Annotated in this window: 12 protein-coding genes and 1 pseudogene; 6 read left to right on the top strand and 7 right to left on the bottom strand. The window is 53.5% G+C overall.

The window, feature by feature from the left end; all coding sequences use genetic code 11:
• Window positions 1-362: 362 nt before the first annotated feature.
• Window positions 363-3,992 (bottom strand): DEAD/DEAH box helicase, encoded by a 3,630-nt coding sequence (locus QZH36_RS03955; protein ID WP_301729686.1) that lies wholly within the window; start codon window positions 3,990-3,992, stop codon window positions 363-365.
• Between the two features lie 432 nt (window positions 3,993-4,424).
• Between QZH36_RS03955 and QZH36_RS03950 the strand changes: the two genes are divergently transcribed.
• Window positions 4,425-5,054, top strand: a complete 630-nt coding sequence (locus tag QZH36_RS03950; protein WP_301729685.1) for a hypothetical protein — start codon at window positions 4,425-4,427, stop codon at window positions 5,052-5,054.
• Window positions 5,055-5,272: 218 nt separating this feature from the next.
• Here QZH36_RS03950 and QZH36_RS03945 read toward each other — a convergent pair.
• Both QZH36_RS03945 and ychF read right to left on the bottom strand, forming a co-directional pair.
• A pseudogene (locus QZH36_RS03945) lies at window positions 5,273-6,064 on the bottom strand (tyrosine-type recombinase/integrase); the annotation flags it as partial.
• 215 nt (window positions 6,065-6,279) lie between these two features.
• Window positions 6,280-7,371, bottom strand: coding sequence for a redox-regulated ATPase YchF (ychF, locus tag QZH36_RS03940; protein WP_253454506.1), 1,092 nt, complete (start codon window positions 7,369-7,371; stop codon window positions 6,280-6,282).
• Between the two features lie 335 nt (window positions 7,372-7,706).
• Between ychF and QZH36_RS03935 the strand changes: the two genes are divergently transcribed.
• The 4 genes from QZH36_RS03935 to QZH36_RS03920 all read left to right on the top strand — a co-directional run bounded on the left by QZH36_RS03935 (window position 7,707) and on the right by QZH36_RS03920 (window position 13,234).
• Window positions 7,707-9,188 carry a SulP family inorganic anion transporter gene (locus QZH36_RS03935; protein ID WP_301729684.1) on the top strand — a complete coding sequence of 494 codons (1,482 nt, stop codon included), beginning with the start codon at window positions 7,707-7,709 and terminating at the stop codon, window positions 9,186-9,188.
• A 136-nt stretch (window positions 9,189-9,324) separates the two neighbouring features.
• On the top strand, window positions 9,325-9,966 hold the full coding sequence (locus QZH36_RS03930; protein WP_253454504.1) for an EAL domain-containing protein: 642 nt from the start codon (window positions 9,325-9,327) through the stop codon (window positions 9,964-9,966).
• A 209-nt stretch (window positions 9,967-10,175) separates the two neighbouring features.
• Window positions 10,176-11,876: an Hsp70 family protein gene (locus tag QZH36_RS03925; protein WP_301729683.1), complete on the top strand. Its 1,701-nt coding sequence runs from the start codon at window positions 10,176-10,178 to the stop codon at window positions 11,874-11,876.
• A gap of 302 nt (window positions 11,877-12,178) precedes the next feature.
• Window positions 12,179-13,234: a J domain-containing protein gene (locus QZH36_RS03920; protein WP_301729682.1), complete on the top strand. Its 1,056-nt coding sequence runs from the start codon at window positions 12,179-12,181 to the stop codon at window positions 13,232-13,234.
• A 52-nt stretch (window positions 13,235-13,286) separates the two neighbouring features.
• Here the strand turns inward: QZH36_RS03920 and pth are convergent, their stop codons facing one another.
• On the bottom strand, window positions 13,287-13,871 hold the full coding sequence (pth, locus tag QZH36_RS03915; RefSeq protein WP_125289707.1) for an aminoacyl-tRNA hydrolase: 585 nt from the start codon (window positions 13,869-13,871) through the stop codon (window positions 13,287-13,289).
• A 260-nt stretch (window positions 13,872-14,131) separates the two neighbouring features.
• On the opposite strand from pth, the gene ychH reads away from it, so the two are divergent.
• A complete protein-coding gene (gene ychH / locus QZH36_RS03910; protein ID WP_125289708.1) occupies window positions 14,132-14,413 on the top strand; it encodes a stress-induced protein YchH in 282 nt (93 codons plus the stop codon).
• Window positions 14,414-14,484: 71 nt separating this feature from the next.
• Here the strand turns inward: ychH and prs are convergent, their stop codons facing one another.
• The 3 genes from prs to lolB form a co-directional block, all read right to left on the bottom strand.
• Complete coding sequence (gene prs / locus QZH36_RS03905) at window positions 14,485-15,432, bottom strand: ribose-phosphate diphosphokinase (protein WP_124232585.1); 948 nt, start codon at window positions 15,430-15,432, stop codon at window positions 14,485-14,487.
• A 139-nt stretch (window positions 15,433-15,571) separates the two neighbouring features.
• The gene (gene ispE / locus QZH36_RS03900; protein WP_301729727.1) at window positions 15,572-16,447 is read right to left on the bottom strand and encodes a 4-(cytidine 5'-diphospho)-2-C-methyl-D-erythritol kinase; all 876 of its coding nucleotides are present in this window, start codon (window positions 16,445-16,447) and stop codon (window positions 15,572-15,574) included.
• A complete protein-coding gene (gene lolB, locus QZH36_RS03895; protein ID WP_253454501.1) occupies window positions 16,447-17,070 on the bottom strand; it encodes a lipoprotein insertase outer membrane protein LolB in 624 nt (207 codons plus the stop codon). Before lolB ends, ispE begins: the two co-directional genes overlap by 1 nt.
• Window positions 17,071-17,168 lie beyond the last annotated feature (98 nt).

Raw genomic sequence — 17,168 nt, 5'->3', positions numbered from 1 at the left:
TCTCCATACCCTTGAACGATTACTTCCCAGTTGATTTGCTTGGTTTCAGTCCTGGGGTATTACCGGGTGTATCCTTATTATCACGTCTGCGTTGATCGGGTTTTCCTGTTGATTTTGCAATTGGTTTTGGACCAGGTTTAAGCCCCATAATCGTACTCCTTAGCCATGTCAGAGGTTATTCCTCAGTGTGGATATAAGGGGAGCGGTAAGAATTATCAAGCTTGGATGGGCGGTGAAAAGTGACTACTTGACTATTATGTGAGCAATATCAGCTTTTGACATTTAGAGGCCAGCCCATTACTGAAGTAAGCCAAAAATGAGTCGCGATGAGCCCTCAACAATGAGGGCCACCTCGGAGATTGTCAGGCTGATTGTGCCAATTGACGATGCAGGACCTGAAGACTAGTTCCCGCCCCTGCCCATGCAGCAGCCGAGCCGACCACATACAGGTTTTGCTTGGCGCGTGAGACGGCTACATTGATTATGTTTGGCGGGCTTGCCGCCCACTGACGCGCCCTTTGCTGACTCGCTTTCGGCGCACCCAGCAACAGGATTACCGTGTCTGCCTCTCGGCCCTGGAACGTGTGGATTGTGCCTACACGTTCACGGCACCACTCATCCAACTTTACGCCGAACGCCCGCAGCAGATCAGTTTCGCTGTCGAGACGCCGACGCATATTCTGCTCTACGATCTTGAATGGTGTAATGATAAATACGTCTGGATTTGTAATGCCCGATGCTGCCAGCTCTTTTAGCAATCGTACAACCGCTTCGCCCTCATCGGGACACCACTTCGTCTCAGCATCGCCATTGATATCCACCCAGCGAGATCTCCCCAATGCCGAGCCGATAGATCCAGGTCTTTTAGGCCCGACAGCATGGACCATTTGCTTGGCATACGCGATGGAGTTAGAAACGTCGAACATTGGGTTCTGGCAACGCCTATGAACGAGGAGTGGCAGCCCGACTTCTCGATCACCTACGTCCATGACGAAGGTGGATTTGAAGCGCGATGCCTGATCAGCAAGGGTCTGCGTGGATGCAGCGGGGGCAGACCATTCGATCTGGTCAATGTTGAAGAACTTACAGATTTCGGCGTTCAGCTTTTCAGGAAGTGAAACTACAGGTGGTATTTGCAACGGGTCACCTACCACGATGGAGCGCTTTGCCCGCATGATAGCTCCAACTGCTGCCTGAGGAACGGCCTGGCCCGCTTCATCTACCAGAAGCCAGCCAATGCTCTCTGGTGGCAGATCCCCGAACATCGTCCGAACAGAGGCGAATGTCGTGGACACGGTCGGCACAACCATGAAAAGGCTCGACCAAAGGTCGGGGAGAAGTTCACGGTGAGCGGAAAACTGGAAGGCACCAGCCACCATGCCCGACATCAATAGCCCGAGGTTGTGTTGCAAGCGGCTGGCCGAAGCATCGATGAACGTTTTATGCACAGTCAGGGCAGCGGCGAACAGATCCTCCCGCAGGCGATGAACCTCATCGGGAAGCCATGGCGCAGTCAGGTGGATAGCCTCGTGCTCGCGCTCGAAGAATCTCTCATCAACGACCCTGTCTCCCATGCGGTTTCGTGCCTCTGCCTCGGTTGCCTTCAATTTCGAGACAGCCTGACACTTGCTGGAAATTTCCTGGTCGAGTTGCTGTAACTGGGACTCAGTATTGCTCCACTCAGCCCTTGCAAGCTCCAGGGCACCGTCTGTCTCCTGCGCCCGTAAGACTGATTGCTGCAAGGTCGCCGAGAACTTCTGCAGTGTCGATCTCCACGACTTCCAGGTCGCAGTCGCGAACAAACGGGAGAAGAAACCTGGACGGCCAGCAAGATGGCTGTCGAGCATGATCTTATCCTGCTCGATCTGCGATTTTGCCTTCTCATGCTCCCGTTGGCAGGATTCAGCAATCTGGTGTGCCTCTTCTACGGCTTCATTCAGACTCGGTCGACGCTCTTCAGCCCTTTGAAGTTCGGTGATCGCTCCCTTGAGCGCCTGGATATCCCGTCGCATCTCTTCGATGCTGGCGATTTCGGCGTCTACCGTTGCCTTGAGTTTAAGAAATGCGGTTCGCGCTTTCAGCCAGGCCGCAGCAGCATCCGCTTCGTTGGTGCTGGGCCGCTCATTGACAACCACGCTGGGCATTACGCGATCGATGATTTCGCCTGTTCGTTCGTCCTTGATCTCACGCATGACATTTATGCCGCGAGCTGCTTTCAGGTAGGTAAGGAAACCACCGTCTTCATTCCACCAGAAACCTTGCTGGAACGCGCCTCGGTTGCTGCTCTTGCCGAGAGCAGCGGCGATCAGCCCCCAGGTTTCGACTGGGTCGGAGGGGATGTCCCCCTCGGCCTCGGCTTCGAAATAGCCGACGCGTTTGGGGTTCGCAATCAGGTCGCTGATGGACCGAAAATAGGCGATTTGTTCATGACGACCATTGGCTTCCTTGAGAGGAAGCTCTTTACTGACGTTCTCGACCGCTTTGTTATTGGAGGACGCTACAACGATCTCATGGCCCTTTAAGGATGCATGTAACTTGTAGAAGTGCAGGAATGCATTGGAGCCGAATGCCAGCTTCTCGCCTGTTGTGGAAAAGGCATCCTGCGGTTTATTGAAGCCGCACATCGCCGTGGCCCGATCAAGAATGCACCCAACGACAATATCTCGCAGAAGAGTGGTCTTTCCGGTTCCCGGAGGCCCATTGACGCCGATGATACCTGGAGCATCATTCAGCTCAGCACGCGCCGCATTCACGGCAGCCTGTTGAAGCAGCACCAGTGGATGGCCGCCTTTCGAAGGCCAACGAGCCTGCGGCATGAGCGAGGGTGCGACGAATGGCTCAACTGCGGAAATGGGCGATAGCACGTCGATTTTCTGTTCAGGCCTGCCAATTCCCATGTAGCGGCGCAAACCGGCTCCGGCTTTGCCCGTCTCGAGCAATTTGGTTGCTTCACCGAGATCTTCAAGATAGAAGGAATTCAGTAACGAAGGTTCAGGCGGCGCCTTGGCCTTGAAATGATGAAACACCTTAATCGCGAATGTGGGTGGCTCAACCAAATGTTCGGGTACACCGAACTGAGACACAAGCCATCTATAAGCGTTAAGAACGACATCCAAATCGATCGGTATGGGTTCTCCATCCTCGTTGTGGCGGCGAACCATTCGATCCAGATGCTCGATAATGCGCGGCTCAACATTCGGCCAATTCCCTAAGCTCCCAAGCTTCAGGTCGAGAGCCGGCTTGAGTGCCCAGGCAAAACTGGAAACGGCAACGCCTTTGTCCTCAAGCACATAGCCTTCTTTGTCGATCAGGATCGAGCCGATGGCCGCTTTCTTACCGTCCGGGCGTGAACGCTCCTCATCCTCGCCAAAAACCTTGACCAGCTCGTCCGTCGCCTTGTCGAGAGCGATGGAGCCGAGGATGACCTCGAAATAAAGCTTATAACTGGGCTTGCTGCGGGCATTTGGTCCCCATGGAACACCTCGCTCCAATAGAGCAACCCTGGAGCGGTCGCCGGTTGCCATATCCTCTGGGCGTTTATAACCTTGAGGCGACAGTGCTTCGAGGGCTGTCCATGCTGCCAGTATTGCTCGCGCATCATTCGCCTTATCCGACGGAGAAAAAGACGGGATCGGACCAAGGTCGATTTGGTCTTTGTCGAATTGCTCTCGTATGGCAGAGTCTGGGATGGCCTTCAGTTGCAGTTGCTCTTCCGCAGCAGGCGAATTGTGGGGCACAACTCGAGAAGATTGAATGGACACCGAATCGGGATGGCGTGTTGATGGGCTGGAAGCCGACATGGCGACCACGCTGTGGCCGCTAAGTGCTAAGAGAGATTGCTCGATTTTAGCCGTCAGTGTCCGCGCCCTGGCAGTGTTGCGAAAGGTCAGCTCGCTCAACAGCTGTTCAAGTTCACTAACATTGTTGCGGGACTGTTCGAAGATTGCTTCCAGATCGAAGATAGATTTTTGTGCATACTGCCGTGTATTCATTTATTTCTGCGGCTCCATATCCCTTTAGTTAAGAGATATTATGCTAATTAGCTTGATTTCTAAAACTATTAACTTGCGCTCATGACGTAGATCCAGATTTCGGTGGCATGCTCAACTGGCTGCTTACGTGAGAAGACGCACTCTGTGCAAACCAATATAATGCAGGTTCGTTGGTATGACTTGATGGTTGAGGGATAGCCAAAGGCTATTACCTGTGAACTTGAGGTACAGTAATAAGTTTTCGACATCTAAATAGATTTTTATTCTCGTGTCTATGAGCACATTGACTTCGTCCCTGCACATTAATGATATGCGACATATTGCCCTGGCCCTCTATACTCTTTGGCCTCTTGTTAGTAAGTAGATTTCCTTTTTCCCATTAGCTAAACTGTGCGGCTGGATTCCTCCCAGCGACCACGCGCAGAGCGAACCATGATCTACAGAAACAAACCATTTAATACTCTTTGCCGCCGTCGGCGTCGTTCCCGGACACAACACGTCAAGAATCTGATCCACTGCGAGCGTCACCGCTGCGGAGGACTGCATTATGATGATTGCGATTCTGAAAATGCAGAGGCCATTGCTGCGGGTTGGGTGTGGACCTGGAGCGATGTTTTATTCTTGGGTAATTCGCCAGATGTGTACTGGAACGCGGAGATCATTACCATTGACGTAGCGCGTGCGGATATTGTGGAAAATCTGGTGTTTGAAGAAGCTCATGCCATGTTGAGCCAAAACCAGCAGGAAGATGAAGCCCGCATGGATACAACACCAAACTACAATGCGAAAGGGAAGGTGGTTAGCCATACGGTGGTAGAACGTACCCGCGTTTCTTATCCTCAATTCGGTGGATTAACCTATTTCGACTACATTGATAAACGCTTGGCCGAAGTCATGCGCGACAATCCACCTGTAGTTACTCCTGGCTATCGCATTCAATCTGGCTATCGTAGCGGCATTGGTTTGCAAGTCATCGTGGAAGAGTCGGTGCTCACTCGCGAGATAATCGACAGTGCGATCCGCTCATTTTTGGCTGGGGATATGCCCCTGGTCCCTAAGTAAACAAGATGATGAAGCAAACTCTTTGTATAGCAACTCAGCAATAAACGCTGGAATGTACCCGATGAAATCTATGGCGGCCGCATGAACGTGTGAACGTGAATTCGACCCAGTAGTAGCCCCGGATGCCACAGGAATGATTCCAGATATCAAGGCTGATACCTGATACTTTTGAATGCAACTAAAAAAAGAACTGTGCGGCATACTGACATATGGGGGTACATCCGCGCTGCTGGAATAGTCCATAGTGCGTTATCAAGATCAAATTCGGCCCATTTTGCTTCAGTGACTTCGGCTGGGCGTGCCAATGTCCATCACATAAGCCACATGCAATAATTAACCTGATACGAGCCACGACTATTGTCAAAACAACTTAGTAGCTTCCCTATTTGCTGGGGATTTAATGCCTGTTTATGCTGTGTTTTATTTGCCGGAATCGCCTTACATACCGGCCAGACAGGATCGCTATTAGCTCTGAGCGTCGCCACCGCCAGCTCAAAAACCGATAAAATAGTGCGTCGTGCTTCAGCGGCAACTGTCGGTGCGCCGCGTTTAGAGGTTTGCTGAAAAATTTTGAGAATATGATGCGGTGTGATTTCCCTGATAGGGAGTTTGCCAATATTGGGGGAAACTACACGCTCAAGCATATCAAGTCGGCGCGTTTTGGTAATTTCGGCCCAGTCTTTCATCTGCAACCACTCTTTGGCGATCGGCTCAAAGGTGTTAGATGCGTCATTGACCTTGCGGATCTTATCTAACTGACGGGCCTGTGTCGGGCTAACTCCATCCGCGACTTGCTTACGAGCTTGCTCGCATTTCTCGCGGGCTTCGGCAAGTTTGACCGTCGGGTATTCACCCAGCGCAAACATGCTGGATTTACCGTTGAGTTTAAACCGATAGCACCATGCCTTTTTGCCATTGGGCTTCACTTCGAGGTAGAGACCATTGAAATCATTGAGCCGATAGAGTTTTTCTTTCGGCCTGGCAGTGCGGCATTGAATATTAGTGAATATAGCGAGTTCTTGTCTATTTCTTATACCGCTACTGTATTTACCTAAAATAGAGATGAAAACTGATTGTACTCTTGTCTGTACTCATTTTTAGCTGCGCTGTAGCGAGATTGTGTGAGACGTCATGAAATGAATAAATCCACGCAATTGCGTGGATTTTATAGCTTTTTACGACTCTTGTGAGGTTCAAAGAAACCTCATGAGACAGCAAATTTTATTTAGACGTTAAACAAGAAGTTCATCACGTCGCCATCTTTCACGATGTACTCTTTGCCTTCTGAACGCATTTTACCGGCTTCTTTCGCGCCCTGTTCACCTTTATAGGTAATGAAATCTTCATAGGCGATGGTCTGAGCACGGATAAAGCCTTTCTCAAAGTCGGTATGAATTTTACCGGCGGCCTGCGGAGCAGTGGCGCCAACCGGAATGGTCCAGGCGCGCACTTCTTTCACGCCAGCGGTGAAGTAAGTTTGCAGGTTCAGCAGAGAATACCCGGCGCGAATGACGCGGTTCAGGCCCGGCTCTTCGATACCCAGCTCGGCCATAAACTCTTCGCGATCGGCATCTTCCAGCTCGGCGATGTCGGATTCAACGGCAGCACAAACCGGCACTACGATGGAACCTTCTTTAGCCGCGATTTCACGCACCTGATCCAGGTACGGGTTGTTTTCAAAACCGTCTTCGTTAACGTTGGCGATATACATCGTTGGCTTCAGCGTCAGGAAGCTCAGATAGCGGATGGCCGCTTTGTCTTCTTCGCTCAGATCCAGCGAGCGCAGCATGCCGGCGTTAGACAGGTGCGGCAGGCATTTCTCCAGCGCGGCCTGTTCAGCTTTAGCGTCTTTATCGCCGCCTTTTGCACGCTTCTGTACGCGTTGCAGCGCGCGTTCGCAGGTATCCAGGTCAGAAAGCGCCAGTTCGGTGTTGATCACTTCAATATCGTCAGCCGGGTCAACTTTATTGTTAACGTGGATGATGTTGTCGTTCTCAAAGCAGCGGACAACGTGGCCGATAGCTTCGGTTTCGCGAATGTTGGTCAGGAACTGGTTGCCCAGGCCTTCGCCTTTCGACGCGCCTTTTACCAGGCCCGCGATATCCACAAATTCCATGGTGGTTGGCAAAATGCGCTGTGGCTTGACGATCTCCGCCAGTTTGTCGAGACGGGAATCGGGCATTGGCACCACGCCGGTATTCGGCTCAATGGTACAGAACGGGAAGTTTGCCGCTTCGATACCCGCTTTGGTTAACGCATTGAACAGTGTGGATTTCCCGACGTTAGGCAGGCCCACAATACCGCATTTGAATCCCATGTTTGAATCACCTTAATTAATTGCAGGAGAAGAAATCTTCCCCGGTAAGCTGGTTAGCACAAGTTTTTGCGCATTATACACGTAATTATCGCCTGGATGGCGGGGATTTCTACCCGCGCGTGGGAGAAGGGGGTTGAGATCTTGCTCACGTTTTCACATACTGACAATCTTTGACAACAGACGGAGAACGCCGCGGATGCACTGCTCCCTGCTTACGCCACCCTGAAATCTCCCTTCCACGCCTGTTGCGCTTCTCGTCTTTCTGGCGAGTTCAAACTGTGTCCCAAACTGGCGGCGCGGTAATTACCTGCATTTGATAAAAAACGGAAATCAGCATGTTCAAACTGAGCAACCTCAGGGCTGCCGACGTCAAAAATGACGTTCTGGCCGGCGCTGTCGTCTCTGTGGCCCTTATTCCGGAAGCCACGGCCTTTTCTCTGCTAGCCGGCCTGTCGCCGACTATCGGTCTGCACACCGCCTTTATCCTGGGCCTGATCACCGCGCTGTTCGGCGGCAAACCGGGGATGATCTCCGGCGCGGCCGGCTCGATTGTGGTGGTTCTGGTCAGTCTTATTCAGACTCACGGCTATGAATACGTGCTGCTGGCGACGATTTTCGCCGGGCTGATCCAGCTGGCTATTGGCCTGTTCCGCCTGGGGAAATTTATCCGCCTTGTGCCGCAGCCGGCTATCTACGGTTTTGTAAACGGACTGGCTATCGTTATCGCGCTGGCGCAGATCCCGATGATTAAAAACCAGGGGCCGGTCATGTATGGCCTGGTGGCGCTGGCGATGCTGATCGTCTGGCTGTTTCCTAAATTTACCAAAGTCATTCCCGGCTCGCTGGCGGCACTCATTGCTATCAGCGCCATTGCCATCGGCTTTGGACTGGATACCAAACGGGTAGGGGATTTGGCCGATATCTCCGGCACGCTGCCGTTCTTCCATCTGCCGGAAGCGCCGTTAAGCTGGGCCACAATGAAAATTGTGCTGCCTTATTCGGTGATTATCGCGCTGGTTGGGCTGATAGAATCGCTGTTAACGCTGGCAGTACTGGATGAAATGGGCAGTAAAAAAGGCAACGGCAACAAAGAGTGCGTGGCGCAGGGCATCGGCAACACGCTGTGCGGCTTCTTTGGCAGCTTTGCGGGCTGCGCGATGATTGGACAGTCGATCATCAACTTTACCTCCGGCGGGCGTGGACGCATCTCTAACCTGGTCGGCGCAGTATTGCTGATCCTGTTTGTGGTCAGCCTGTCGAAATATATCGCCCTGCTGCCGGTGGCGGCGCTGGCCGGTATTATGTTTGTGGTCTGTATTAATACCTTTGAGTGGAGCTCGCTGCGCCGTCTGAAACGTATGCCAAAGCCCGATGCGGTTATCATGATTGCGGTCACGGTGGTCACCATCTATACCGATCTGGCCATGGCGGTGATTTTTGGTGTGATCATCTCCGCGCTGGTTTTTGCCTGGCAACATGCCCGCATCAGCATTGTGGCACAGGAAGAGCGCGACGAGCAAAAGACCTATCGGCTGGAAGGGCCGCTGTTTTTTGCCTCTGCCGCCAGCTTCCAGGAACTGTTTACGCCAGCCAGGGATCCACAGGAAGTGGTGATCGACTTCGCCCGTACGCGGGTGATGGATTCCAGCGGCGTCGAGGCCATCGATAAATTGACCGCCCGCTATATAGCGGAAGGAAAAAGCGTCAGGCTGCGGCATCTTAGTGAAGATTGCATCAGTCTGTTAAAACAGGCAGGGCCTTTCTGTAGCCACGAGCTGGATGCGCCTGATTATAAAGTTGCGGCCGATAGCGACTAAAAGCGTAAAGCTAAGGCTGGCCCTGCCGATATATATAAAAATCGTTATATTGCCCAGTGGTTTAGATTAAATCACTGGTTTTTGACGATATGACGAATATAATCACTGGCAGGGCGTCCTGAGCTGGCTATAAAGCATGACTAATAATTACTGTTACGTTCCGATTCACTCTCTTAGCGGCGAGCTGATTGCGCTTGAGCTCACCGTTTTACCACACCAGACCGCGCCGCAAACCGGGGACGCCGAGAGCCGATTGTTGGATCAGCTGTTGACGGTAGAACGCTACGCGGACTATTTTCAGCTGCACGGGCTGCTGTGCTGCCTGACCATCGATTTTCCGCTGGCTTGCGCGGTAACCGAATCGCCTTTTATCCAGCAAATCCTCAGCCAGCTGCCTTTTTTGCGGCTGAAGCTTTCTGAAAATTTCCCCAACCTGCACGATGGGCCAAACAATCCTCTGCTGCGGGCGCTGACCGATCGGCTGAACATCTTATGGCTGGATGATTTAGGGGCAGGCGATGCCAATCTGAACGCGTTACAGTCGAAGATGTTTGAAGTGGTTAAGCTGGATCGGCAGTTTTATCTCGATAATATCAGCAAGCCGTTCTTTAACGTGCTGATCGCCCATATTCGCCGCTACACCAACCGCGTGCTGGTGGAGGGCGTAGAGAACGAGGGGCAGCTGGAGAAGCTGGCCGCCAACAAAGTCTGGGGCGTGCAGGGCTACTATGCGCAGACAATGGCGCTGGACGCGCTTGATGGCACGGATGGGGGTTAACGGTTAGCCAGAACCGGAAGCCAATAGCTGTCTGACGTAGGGTTCAATCTATTTTGGGGAAGAATATTCCGATCCCCTTCAGGCCTGGCTGAGAGTTTGAAACAATGGATAGCAGCTCTTTACCTGAACAGAAAAAGTTATTTATAAGCATCGAATAACGTTTCCTTATCTGAAATTAAATGGCTTCCACAGGGAAGTAAGGACAACTCATGGCAATTGAGCAGGTTATAGGAATTGACCTTGGAACCACTAATAGCGCGGTTTGCGTCTGGCAAAAGGGTCAAGCCGTTTTAGTCCCGAATAAATGGGGCGAGGTATTAACGCCCTCGGTTGTAGGCCTTGATGAGCAAGCTAATCTGATTATTGGACGTCCGGCGCGCGAACGGTTGCAAAGCCATCATGCGCTGACCCAGGCGAGTTTTAAGCGTTATATGGGCACGGAGGTTTCGCTGGCACTTGGTTCCAGGCAATTTCGTGCCGAAGAGTTGTCGGCATTATTACTGCGCCAGCTCAAAGAGGATGCGGAAAGCTGGCTTGGGCAAAAATTAACACAGGCCGTTATTACCGTACCCGCTTATTTTAATGACGTTCAGCGTCGGGCGGTGAAAAATGCTGCCCGGCTGGCTGGGCTGGACGCAATACGCTTGCTTAATGAGCCAACCGCCGCGTCACTTGCTTTTGGCCTGCTGGAAAATCGTGAGCAAAAATACCTTACTTTCGATCTTGGCGGCGGGACATTTGACGTATCCGTCATTGATATGTTCGAGGGCGTGGTGGAAGTTCGTGCCAGCAGCGGCGATATCCGGCTTGGCGGCGATGATTTCTCACAGGCGATTGTACAGTGGATGCTGAGCCAGCATCCCGAGCTGAAATCTGCGCAGGCCGGGCTGGCAGCGGCGCTGCTGGCAAAAGCGGAAAGCATGAAGCAAATGCTGAGCCACGCTACCGAGGCTAAGGCTTCGCTGGAATGGGCCGGTCGGCAGTGGAGCTGGACTTTTACGGAGGCTCAGCTGGCCGAGTGCAGCCAGCCGCTGCTGATGCGTTTACAGCGTCCGGTACAGCAGGCGCTGCACGATGCGCGTTTTTCTCTTCAGGATCTCGACCACATATTGCTGGTGGGTGGCGCAACCCGTATGCCGCTGGTTCGACAAACCGTTGCGCGGCTTTTTGGGCGTTTCCCTCGCCACGATCTCAATCCAGACGAAGCCGTTGCGCTTGGCGCAGGCATACAGGCCGGAATGGTGATGGCCGATGCTGCGGTCGAAGACATTATTCTTACCGACGTGATGCCGTTTTCCCTCGGCATTGAGGTGGTTAAGCGCCATGGTAATCAGATTGAACCCGGCTTTTTCCTGCCGCTTATTGAGCGCAATACCTTTTTGCCGGTAAGCAAAACCGAGACGCTGAATACAGTTAGCGACAATCAGACCTGCGTCCTGCTGAAAATATATCAGGGAGAAGGGCGCAGGGTTCAGGATAACGTTTTTCTCGGCGAAATGAGTATTGATGTTCCTCCTCGACCGGCAGGTGAACTGACCGTTGACGTGCGGTTCACCTACACGCTGGACGGCCTGCTGGAAGTGGAGTGTCGCTATGACGGCAGTCCGGTAATAGCACGGCTGGTGATAGAAAAGGTGCCGGGGCAGATGAGCGAAGAGCAAATTGCCGCCAGCCTGCAAAAGCTGGCCGATATTAAACAGCATCCTCGCGATCGACCGGAAAATCGTGAGCTGCTCGCTCGCTGTTCGCGCCTTTATGAACGCTTACTTGGCGATGAGCGAGCATGGATGGATCGGCTGACTACCGCGTTTGAACAGGCGCTGGAGGGTCAGGATCTTCGCCGTATTGCCTCATCAAGAGAAGATGCCGAACACTTTTTACAACAGTACAAAGAGGGCCTCCTGCCATGAGCATCTGGCAGACGCTGGAACTGTCACCCACGCGTGATGAAGGGGAAATCCGCCGTGCGTATGCCCGCCAGTTAAAAAAACATCGACCGGATAGCGATCCGGCAGGCTATCAGCAGCTGCGTGAAGCATTCGATGAGGCAAAGCGACGGGCGCAGGCTGACATTATCGTTGATCACGAGGACAACACTGCCGATATTTTACTGCCGATACAGGAGAAGCACGAACCTGAGCCTCTGATCCAACAGGGTGAAGTCGCCAACGGCTTTACCGTTGGAGAAACAGCCGTCCCTCCTGAAGCAGATTTGCTGTACAGCGAAAAGGAGCTGCATAAACTGGCGTATCAGCTGGTAAACACAGAAATGACAGGCATTATTATGATGAATCGCCTGTCAGAGAGCGTGTTCAAAGCGGGGAGCCTGCAGCAGCAACAGCTTTTCCATCGACAGCTTGCGGCTGCGCTGGCAGAGAGCCCCGGTTTGACCGAAGGCCTGCTTGAACGCGTCAGCGGCCTGTTGGGGTGGGGAATGGACGAGTACGACTACAGCCATATTATTCCGTATCACATTCAGGAGGCGCTGCATGAACAACTACGCGAAACTGAAGTGAACCGGGCATGGAAAGAGATGGAGGCAGAAGAGAAGCACGGCACGATGCTCAACAGGGCAGCGATTCGCCTGCTAAAGAGCGATAGCGAAAAGGTGCCTTTCTGGATACGCCTGATACCGGGTCTGCTCACGCTCCTTGCACAACAGGCAAACAGGTTGGGGTATTATTTTCCTGAAATTGTTCCACGGCTAAATCAGCCTGTGCTGCGGTTCCTGAGTCAACCTCGCGCGGCGCTCAGCTGGCAGGGGATTTTTTTGCTGGTGTTCTGGGCGTTGGTCTTTAATGCGGTTATCCCTCTGTCGGGCATCAATACGACCGTTAGCGCTATCGCTGTTCTGACAGTGATGTTTTACCTGTATATCAATGACGCCGTCATGCTGGGCCTTCAAAGCAGGCCGCAATGGGTGAAGTGGTTTCTCTTTACCGAATTTATTTTCTCGCTGATGGCGATCCAGCTATTTTTTGGCGGACTGTTTTTTGCCGCCATCGTTACTATGCCGGCTTCCGGTCATGGCGGCGTTGCGCTGGTTATGCTGCTTGCGATACTGGTGTTGTCGATGGTGTTTTGGGCGGCATGGCCACAAGGCATCCCTTTTATACGCCGCCCCGGCAAAGTAATGAGCCGAATCTTTGCCAGCCCCTGGAAGTTAATGGAATGGATGGATTTCTCATGGTTTTCGGTTATTTGGGCACTACTCTGCCTGGCCGTATTTGTTCTGACTGGCGTAGCGCTGCTTAAGCTCTTTGCTTAATCCAGACGGCTGGTTGAGCGCTTTTATCAGCAATCAGCCAGCCTTAATTGGCTTAACCTTTAAAACTGTGCAGCCGGTTCATCGCCTTTAGCCTGTCTTCCTTCAGCCACACCTCGGTGCAGCGCGCCGCTTCGTCAATGGCGTTGTCGATCAGCGTCTGTTCCGCCGCCTGCGGCTTGCCCAAGACAAAACCCACGACCTTGTTGCGATCGCCCGGATGGCCGATACCGATGCGCAGACGGTGGAAGTTCAGGTTATTGCCCAGCCTGCTGATAATATCTTTCAGGCCGTTATGGCCGCCGTGGCCGCCGCCCTGTTTGAATTTTGCCACGCCCGGTGGCAGATCCAGCTCGTCATGCGCTACCAGGATCTCTTCCGGCGCGATACGGTAGAAGGTGGCCATTGCCGCAACGGCCTTGCCGCTCAGGTTCATAAAGGTCGTCGGCACCAGCAGCCTGACGTCTTCGCCACCGATATTGAGCCGGGCCGTGTAGCCGTAAAACTTACTCTCTTCTTTTAACGACTGATTGTGTCGTTGAGCCAGTAAATCCACATACCAGGCGCCCGCGTTATGGCGCGTGGCGGCATATTCCGCACCGGGATTGGCAAGGCCGACAATCAGTTTAATGCTGCTCACTTGTCTGTTTTCCTAAAAGGCTGCATCAGGGAAGGGCGCTAGTGTACTAAGAGCGGCGACAGAACTCAAAAGTGCGCGCTATATCACAATAGTTGATCAGGGTGATAATGCGTTTTCTATAGAAAAATCAGCGAAGTGCGCGTAAAGTTTTGTCAAACTTTTAGCAACAAATGTGATCTGGCCCGCAACGCATCCGCCAGCCATTGCATAAACTTATGGCACTAACCGCACAGGAATGCACTGGCATCTGGAGGTGACAAATGAAACGCAGACACGCTAATTTAACCGGCAACGCCCTGATGGTGATCGGCCTGGCCGTCATGGTAACCGGCATAGGCTATGCCGTACTGAATCAACTGCCGCAGCTACAGCTGCCGCAAATGCTGGTTAACGGCTCTATTTTCGCCATCTTTATCGGCGCGCTGATGTGGTTGGTCGGCGCCCGCCTTAGCGGCCGCGAAAAAATCACCGATCATTACTACTGGGTGCGCCACTATGGCGACAAGCGCTGCCGTCGCGCTTCGGGACACGGCCATCACTGATAGCCGGCTACGCCATAAAAAAAGCGGGACAGATAATCTGTCCCGCTTTTCGTTTAGCCGCAGCTATCCGATTAGTGCTCAAACATCGCAGAGATAGACTCTTCGTTGCTGATACGGCGAATAGCCTCCGCCAGCATGCCGGAGAGCGTTAGCGTACGCACGTTCGGCAGGGCTTTGATCTCTTCCGGCAGCGGAATGGTGTCGCAAACCACCACTTCGTCAATTACGGAATGACGCAGGTTTTCAACGGCATTGCCGGAGAAAATAGGGTGAGTGGCGTAAGCGAAGACACGCTTCGCGCCACGCTCCTTCAGCGCCTCGGCGGCTTTACACAGCGTGCCGCCGGTATCAATCATGTCATCAACCAGCACGCAGTCGCGGCCTGCCACGTCACCGATGATGTGCATCACCTGCGAAACGTTGGCGCGCGGACGACGCTTATCGATGATAGCCATATCGGTATCGTTCAGCAGCTTGGCGATTGCGCGGGCGCGCACCACGCCGCCGATGTCCGGCGAAACCACAATAGGGTTTTCCAGACCGATCTGCAGCATGTCTTCCAGCAGGATTGGGCTGCCGAAAACGTTATCAACCGGGACGTCAAAGAAGCCCTGAATCTGTTCAGCATGCAGATCCACAGTCAGAACGCGGTCAACGCCGACGCTGGAAAGGAAATCCGCGACTACTTTAGCCGTGATAGGCACACGAGCAGAACGCACGCGACGGTCCTGACGGGCATAGCCAAAATAGGGGATAACAGCGGTAATACGACCAGCGGAAGCGCGGCGCAGGGCATCCACCATAACAACCAGTTCCATCAGGTTATCGTTGGTAGGTGCACAGGTGGACTGGATGATGAAAATATCACCACCGCGTACATTTTCATTGATTTGTACGCTCACTTCACCATCACTGAAACGACCGACGGCGGCGTCGCCCAGGCTAGTGTAAAGGCGGTTGGCAATACGTTGTGCTAGTTCCGGGGTGGCGTTACCAGCAAAAAGCTTCATATCAGGCACGAGAAGAACCTCAGGCTTTGCGTCCAGAGAATGAACATCTGCGTCAGCGGCACTGGGCGGTATACCGCTGACGGGTCCATACGGGTGTAATCGAGCGCCGCGCCGCTTCAGGAACAGGGTGAAGCGGTCGCCGCGGCTCTTATTGCTCGGAAAGGTAGCGGTGCAGCGGCGAGACGTTAACGCCTCGCGCAACAAAGCCCTGCCACTTTTTCAAAGCAAGCTCAGCCACCTGACGGGCAGCGGGCTCGGTGTCAAATTCAGCGAACACGCAAGCGCCGGTTCCGGTCAGGCGCGACGGCGCGTATTCTAGCAGCCAGGAAACAAGCTGTTCAACCTCGCGAAAACGTTTTCTTACTACTGGCTCACAATCATTGCGGTAATTATCCGCTAATAACTGGCTGATTTCCCTTACCGGCGTGTTGCGGATCAGTTCAGGATCGTTAAACACCACCGGCGTCGAGATGTGAACGCCAGGGTGGATCACCAGATACCATTTTTCTGCCGGGTTAACCGGCGTCAGCGTTTCGCCAACGCCTTCAGCAAAGGCGGCAAAGCCATGCACAAAGACCGGCACGTCCGCGCCCAGCCGCAGGCCCAGCGCCGCCAGCTCGGCAAAACTGAAGCCGGTTCGCCAGTAATGATTCAGCGCCACCAGCACGGTAGCGGCGTCCGAAGAGCCGCCGCCCAGTCCGCCGCCCATCGGCAGCCGTTTTTCTATAGCGATCGATGCGCCTGCGTTTTCCGGCAGGACGCCCTGCTGCCTGGCGCGCGTCTGCAACAGCCTGGCCGCGCGAACGATCAGGTTCTCTTCGTCCGGCACGCCGTCGACCGGCGTCAGCAGCGTAATCTGTCCGCTGCTGTCCGGCTGAATGCTTAACGTATCGCCATAATCCAGAAACTGGAACAGCGTTTGCAGCTCATGATAGCCGTCAGGACGACGGCCGGTAATGTAGAGGAATAAATTAAGTTTAGCGGGCGCGGGCCACTTAGCGACCGCCGACTTAGCGACTGCCATCATTTTACCGTCCAGCCATCCATTTTCAGCTTGATGCGCTGATCGCCTTCGCGCAGCTCCATATTGGCCGGCAGGGCAGGCTGCTGCTTGTTGTCATAGGCCTGATAGGTCACCGTCCACTGCTGGCCGTTACGGCTGTAGTTGACTTCACGCAGGCGATATTTATCGTCCAGCGTATAGTCGGTTGAGTCGCCCGGCAGGCCCATCATCCACTGACGCAGGCTGTTGAGCGGAATATCCATACCGGTCAGCTGCGAAATCATCTTCTCGGCGTCGTTGCTGGTATAGCGCTTGCCTTTATTGTCGACCAGCTGTACCACGCTGCCCTGTGCGTCCAGCTGGAGTTCGGTGCTGCCCAGCGGGTTGGTCAGCAGCAGACGATAGCGATCCGGCGCGGTTTGCTGCCAGTTGAAACGGGCGTAGACCTTTTGCTTGTCGGACAGATAGGCAAAAGCGCCGCGCGTCTGGTACTGGGTGATTTTTTCGACAGCCTGCTGATGCTGCTGCCACTGTGGCGAGGTGACGCTTTGTCCTGGCCCCTGGGGTTTATTAACGCTACAGGCAGCCAGCAGCACGCTGGCAAGCGGAAGAAGCCGCAGCAGGCGGCGATTCGACATAAACATGGGGACTCCTCAGACTCCGTTCAGGCGCTGACGCGCAAAGTAACCGTTCAAACTATCGACCGCCAGGGGCCGCGTCAATACTCAATTTGTCCTGTTTC

The organism is Erwinia wuhanensis (genome assembly GCF_030484085.1).
In the GTDB taxonomy this organism is placed as follows: Bacteria; Pseudomonadota; Gammaproteobacteria; order Enterobacterales; family Enterobacteriaceae; genus Erwinia; species Erwinia aeris.
Note: the sequence above shows the minus strand (reverse complement) of the source record. Positions and strands in the feature narration are given on the sequence as shown.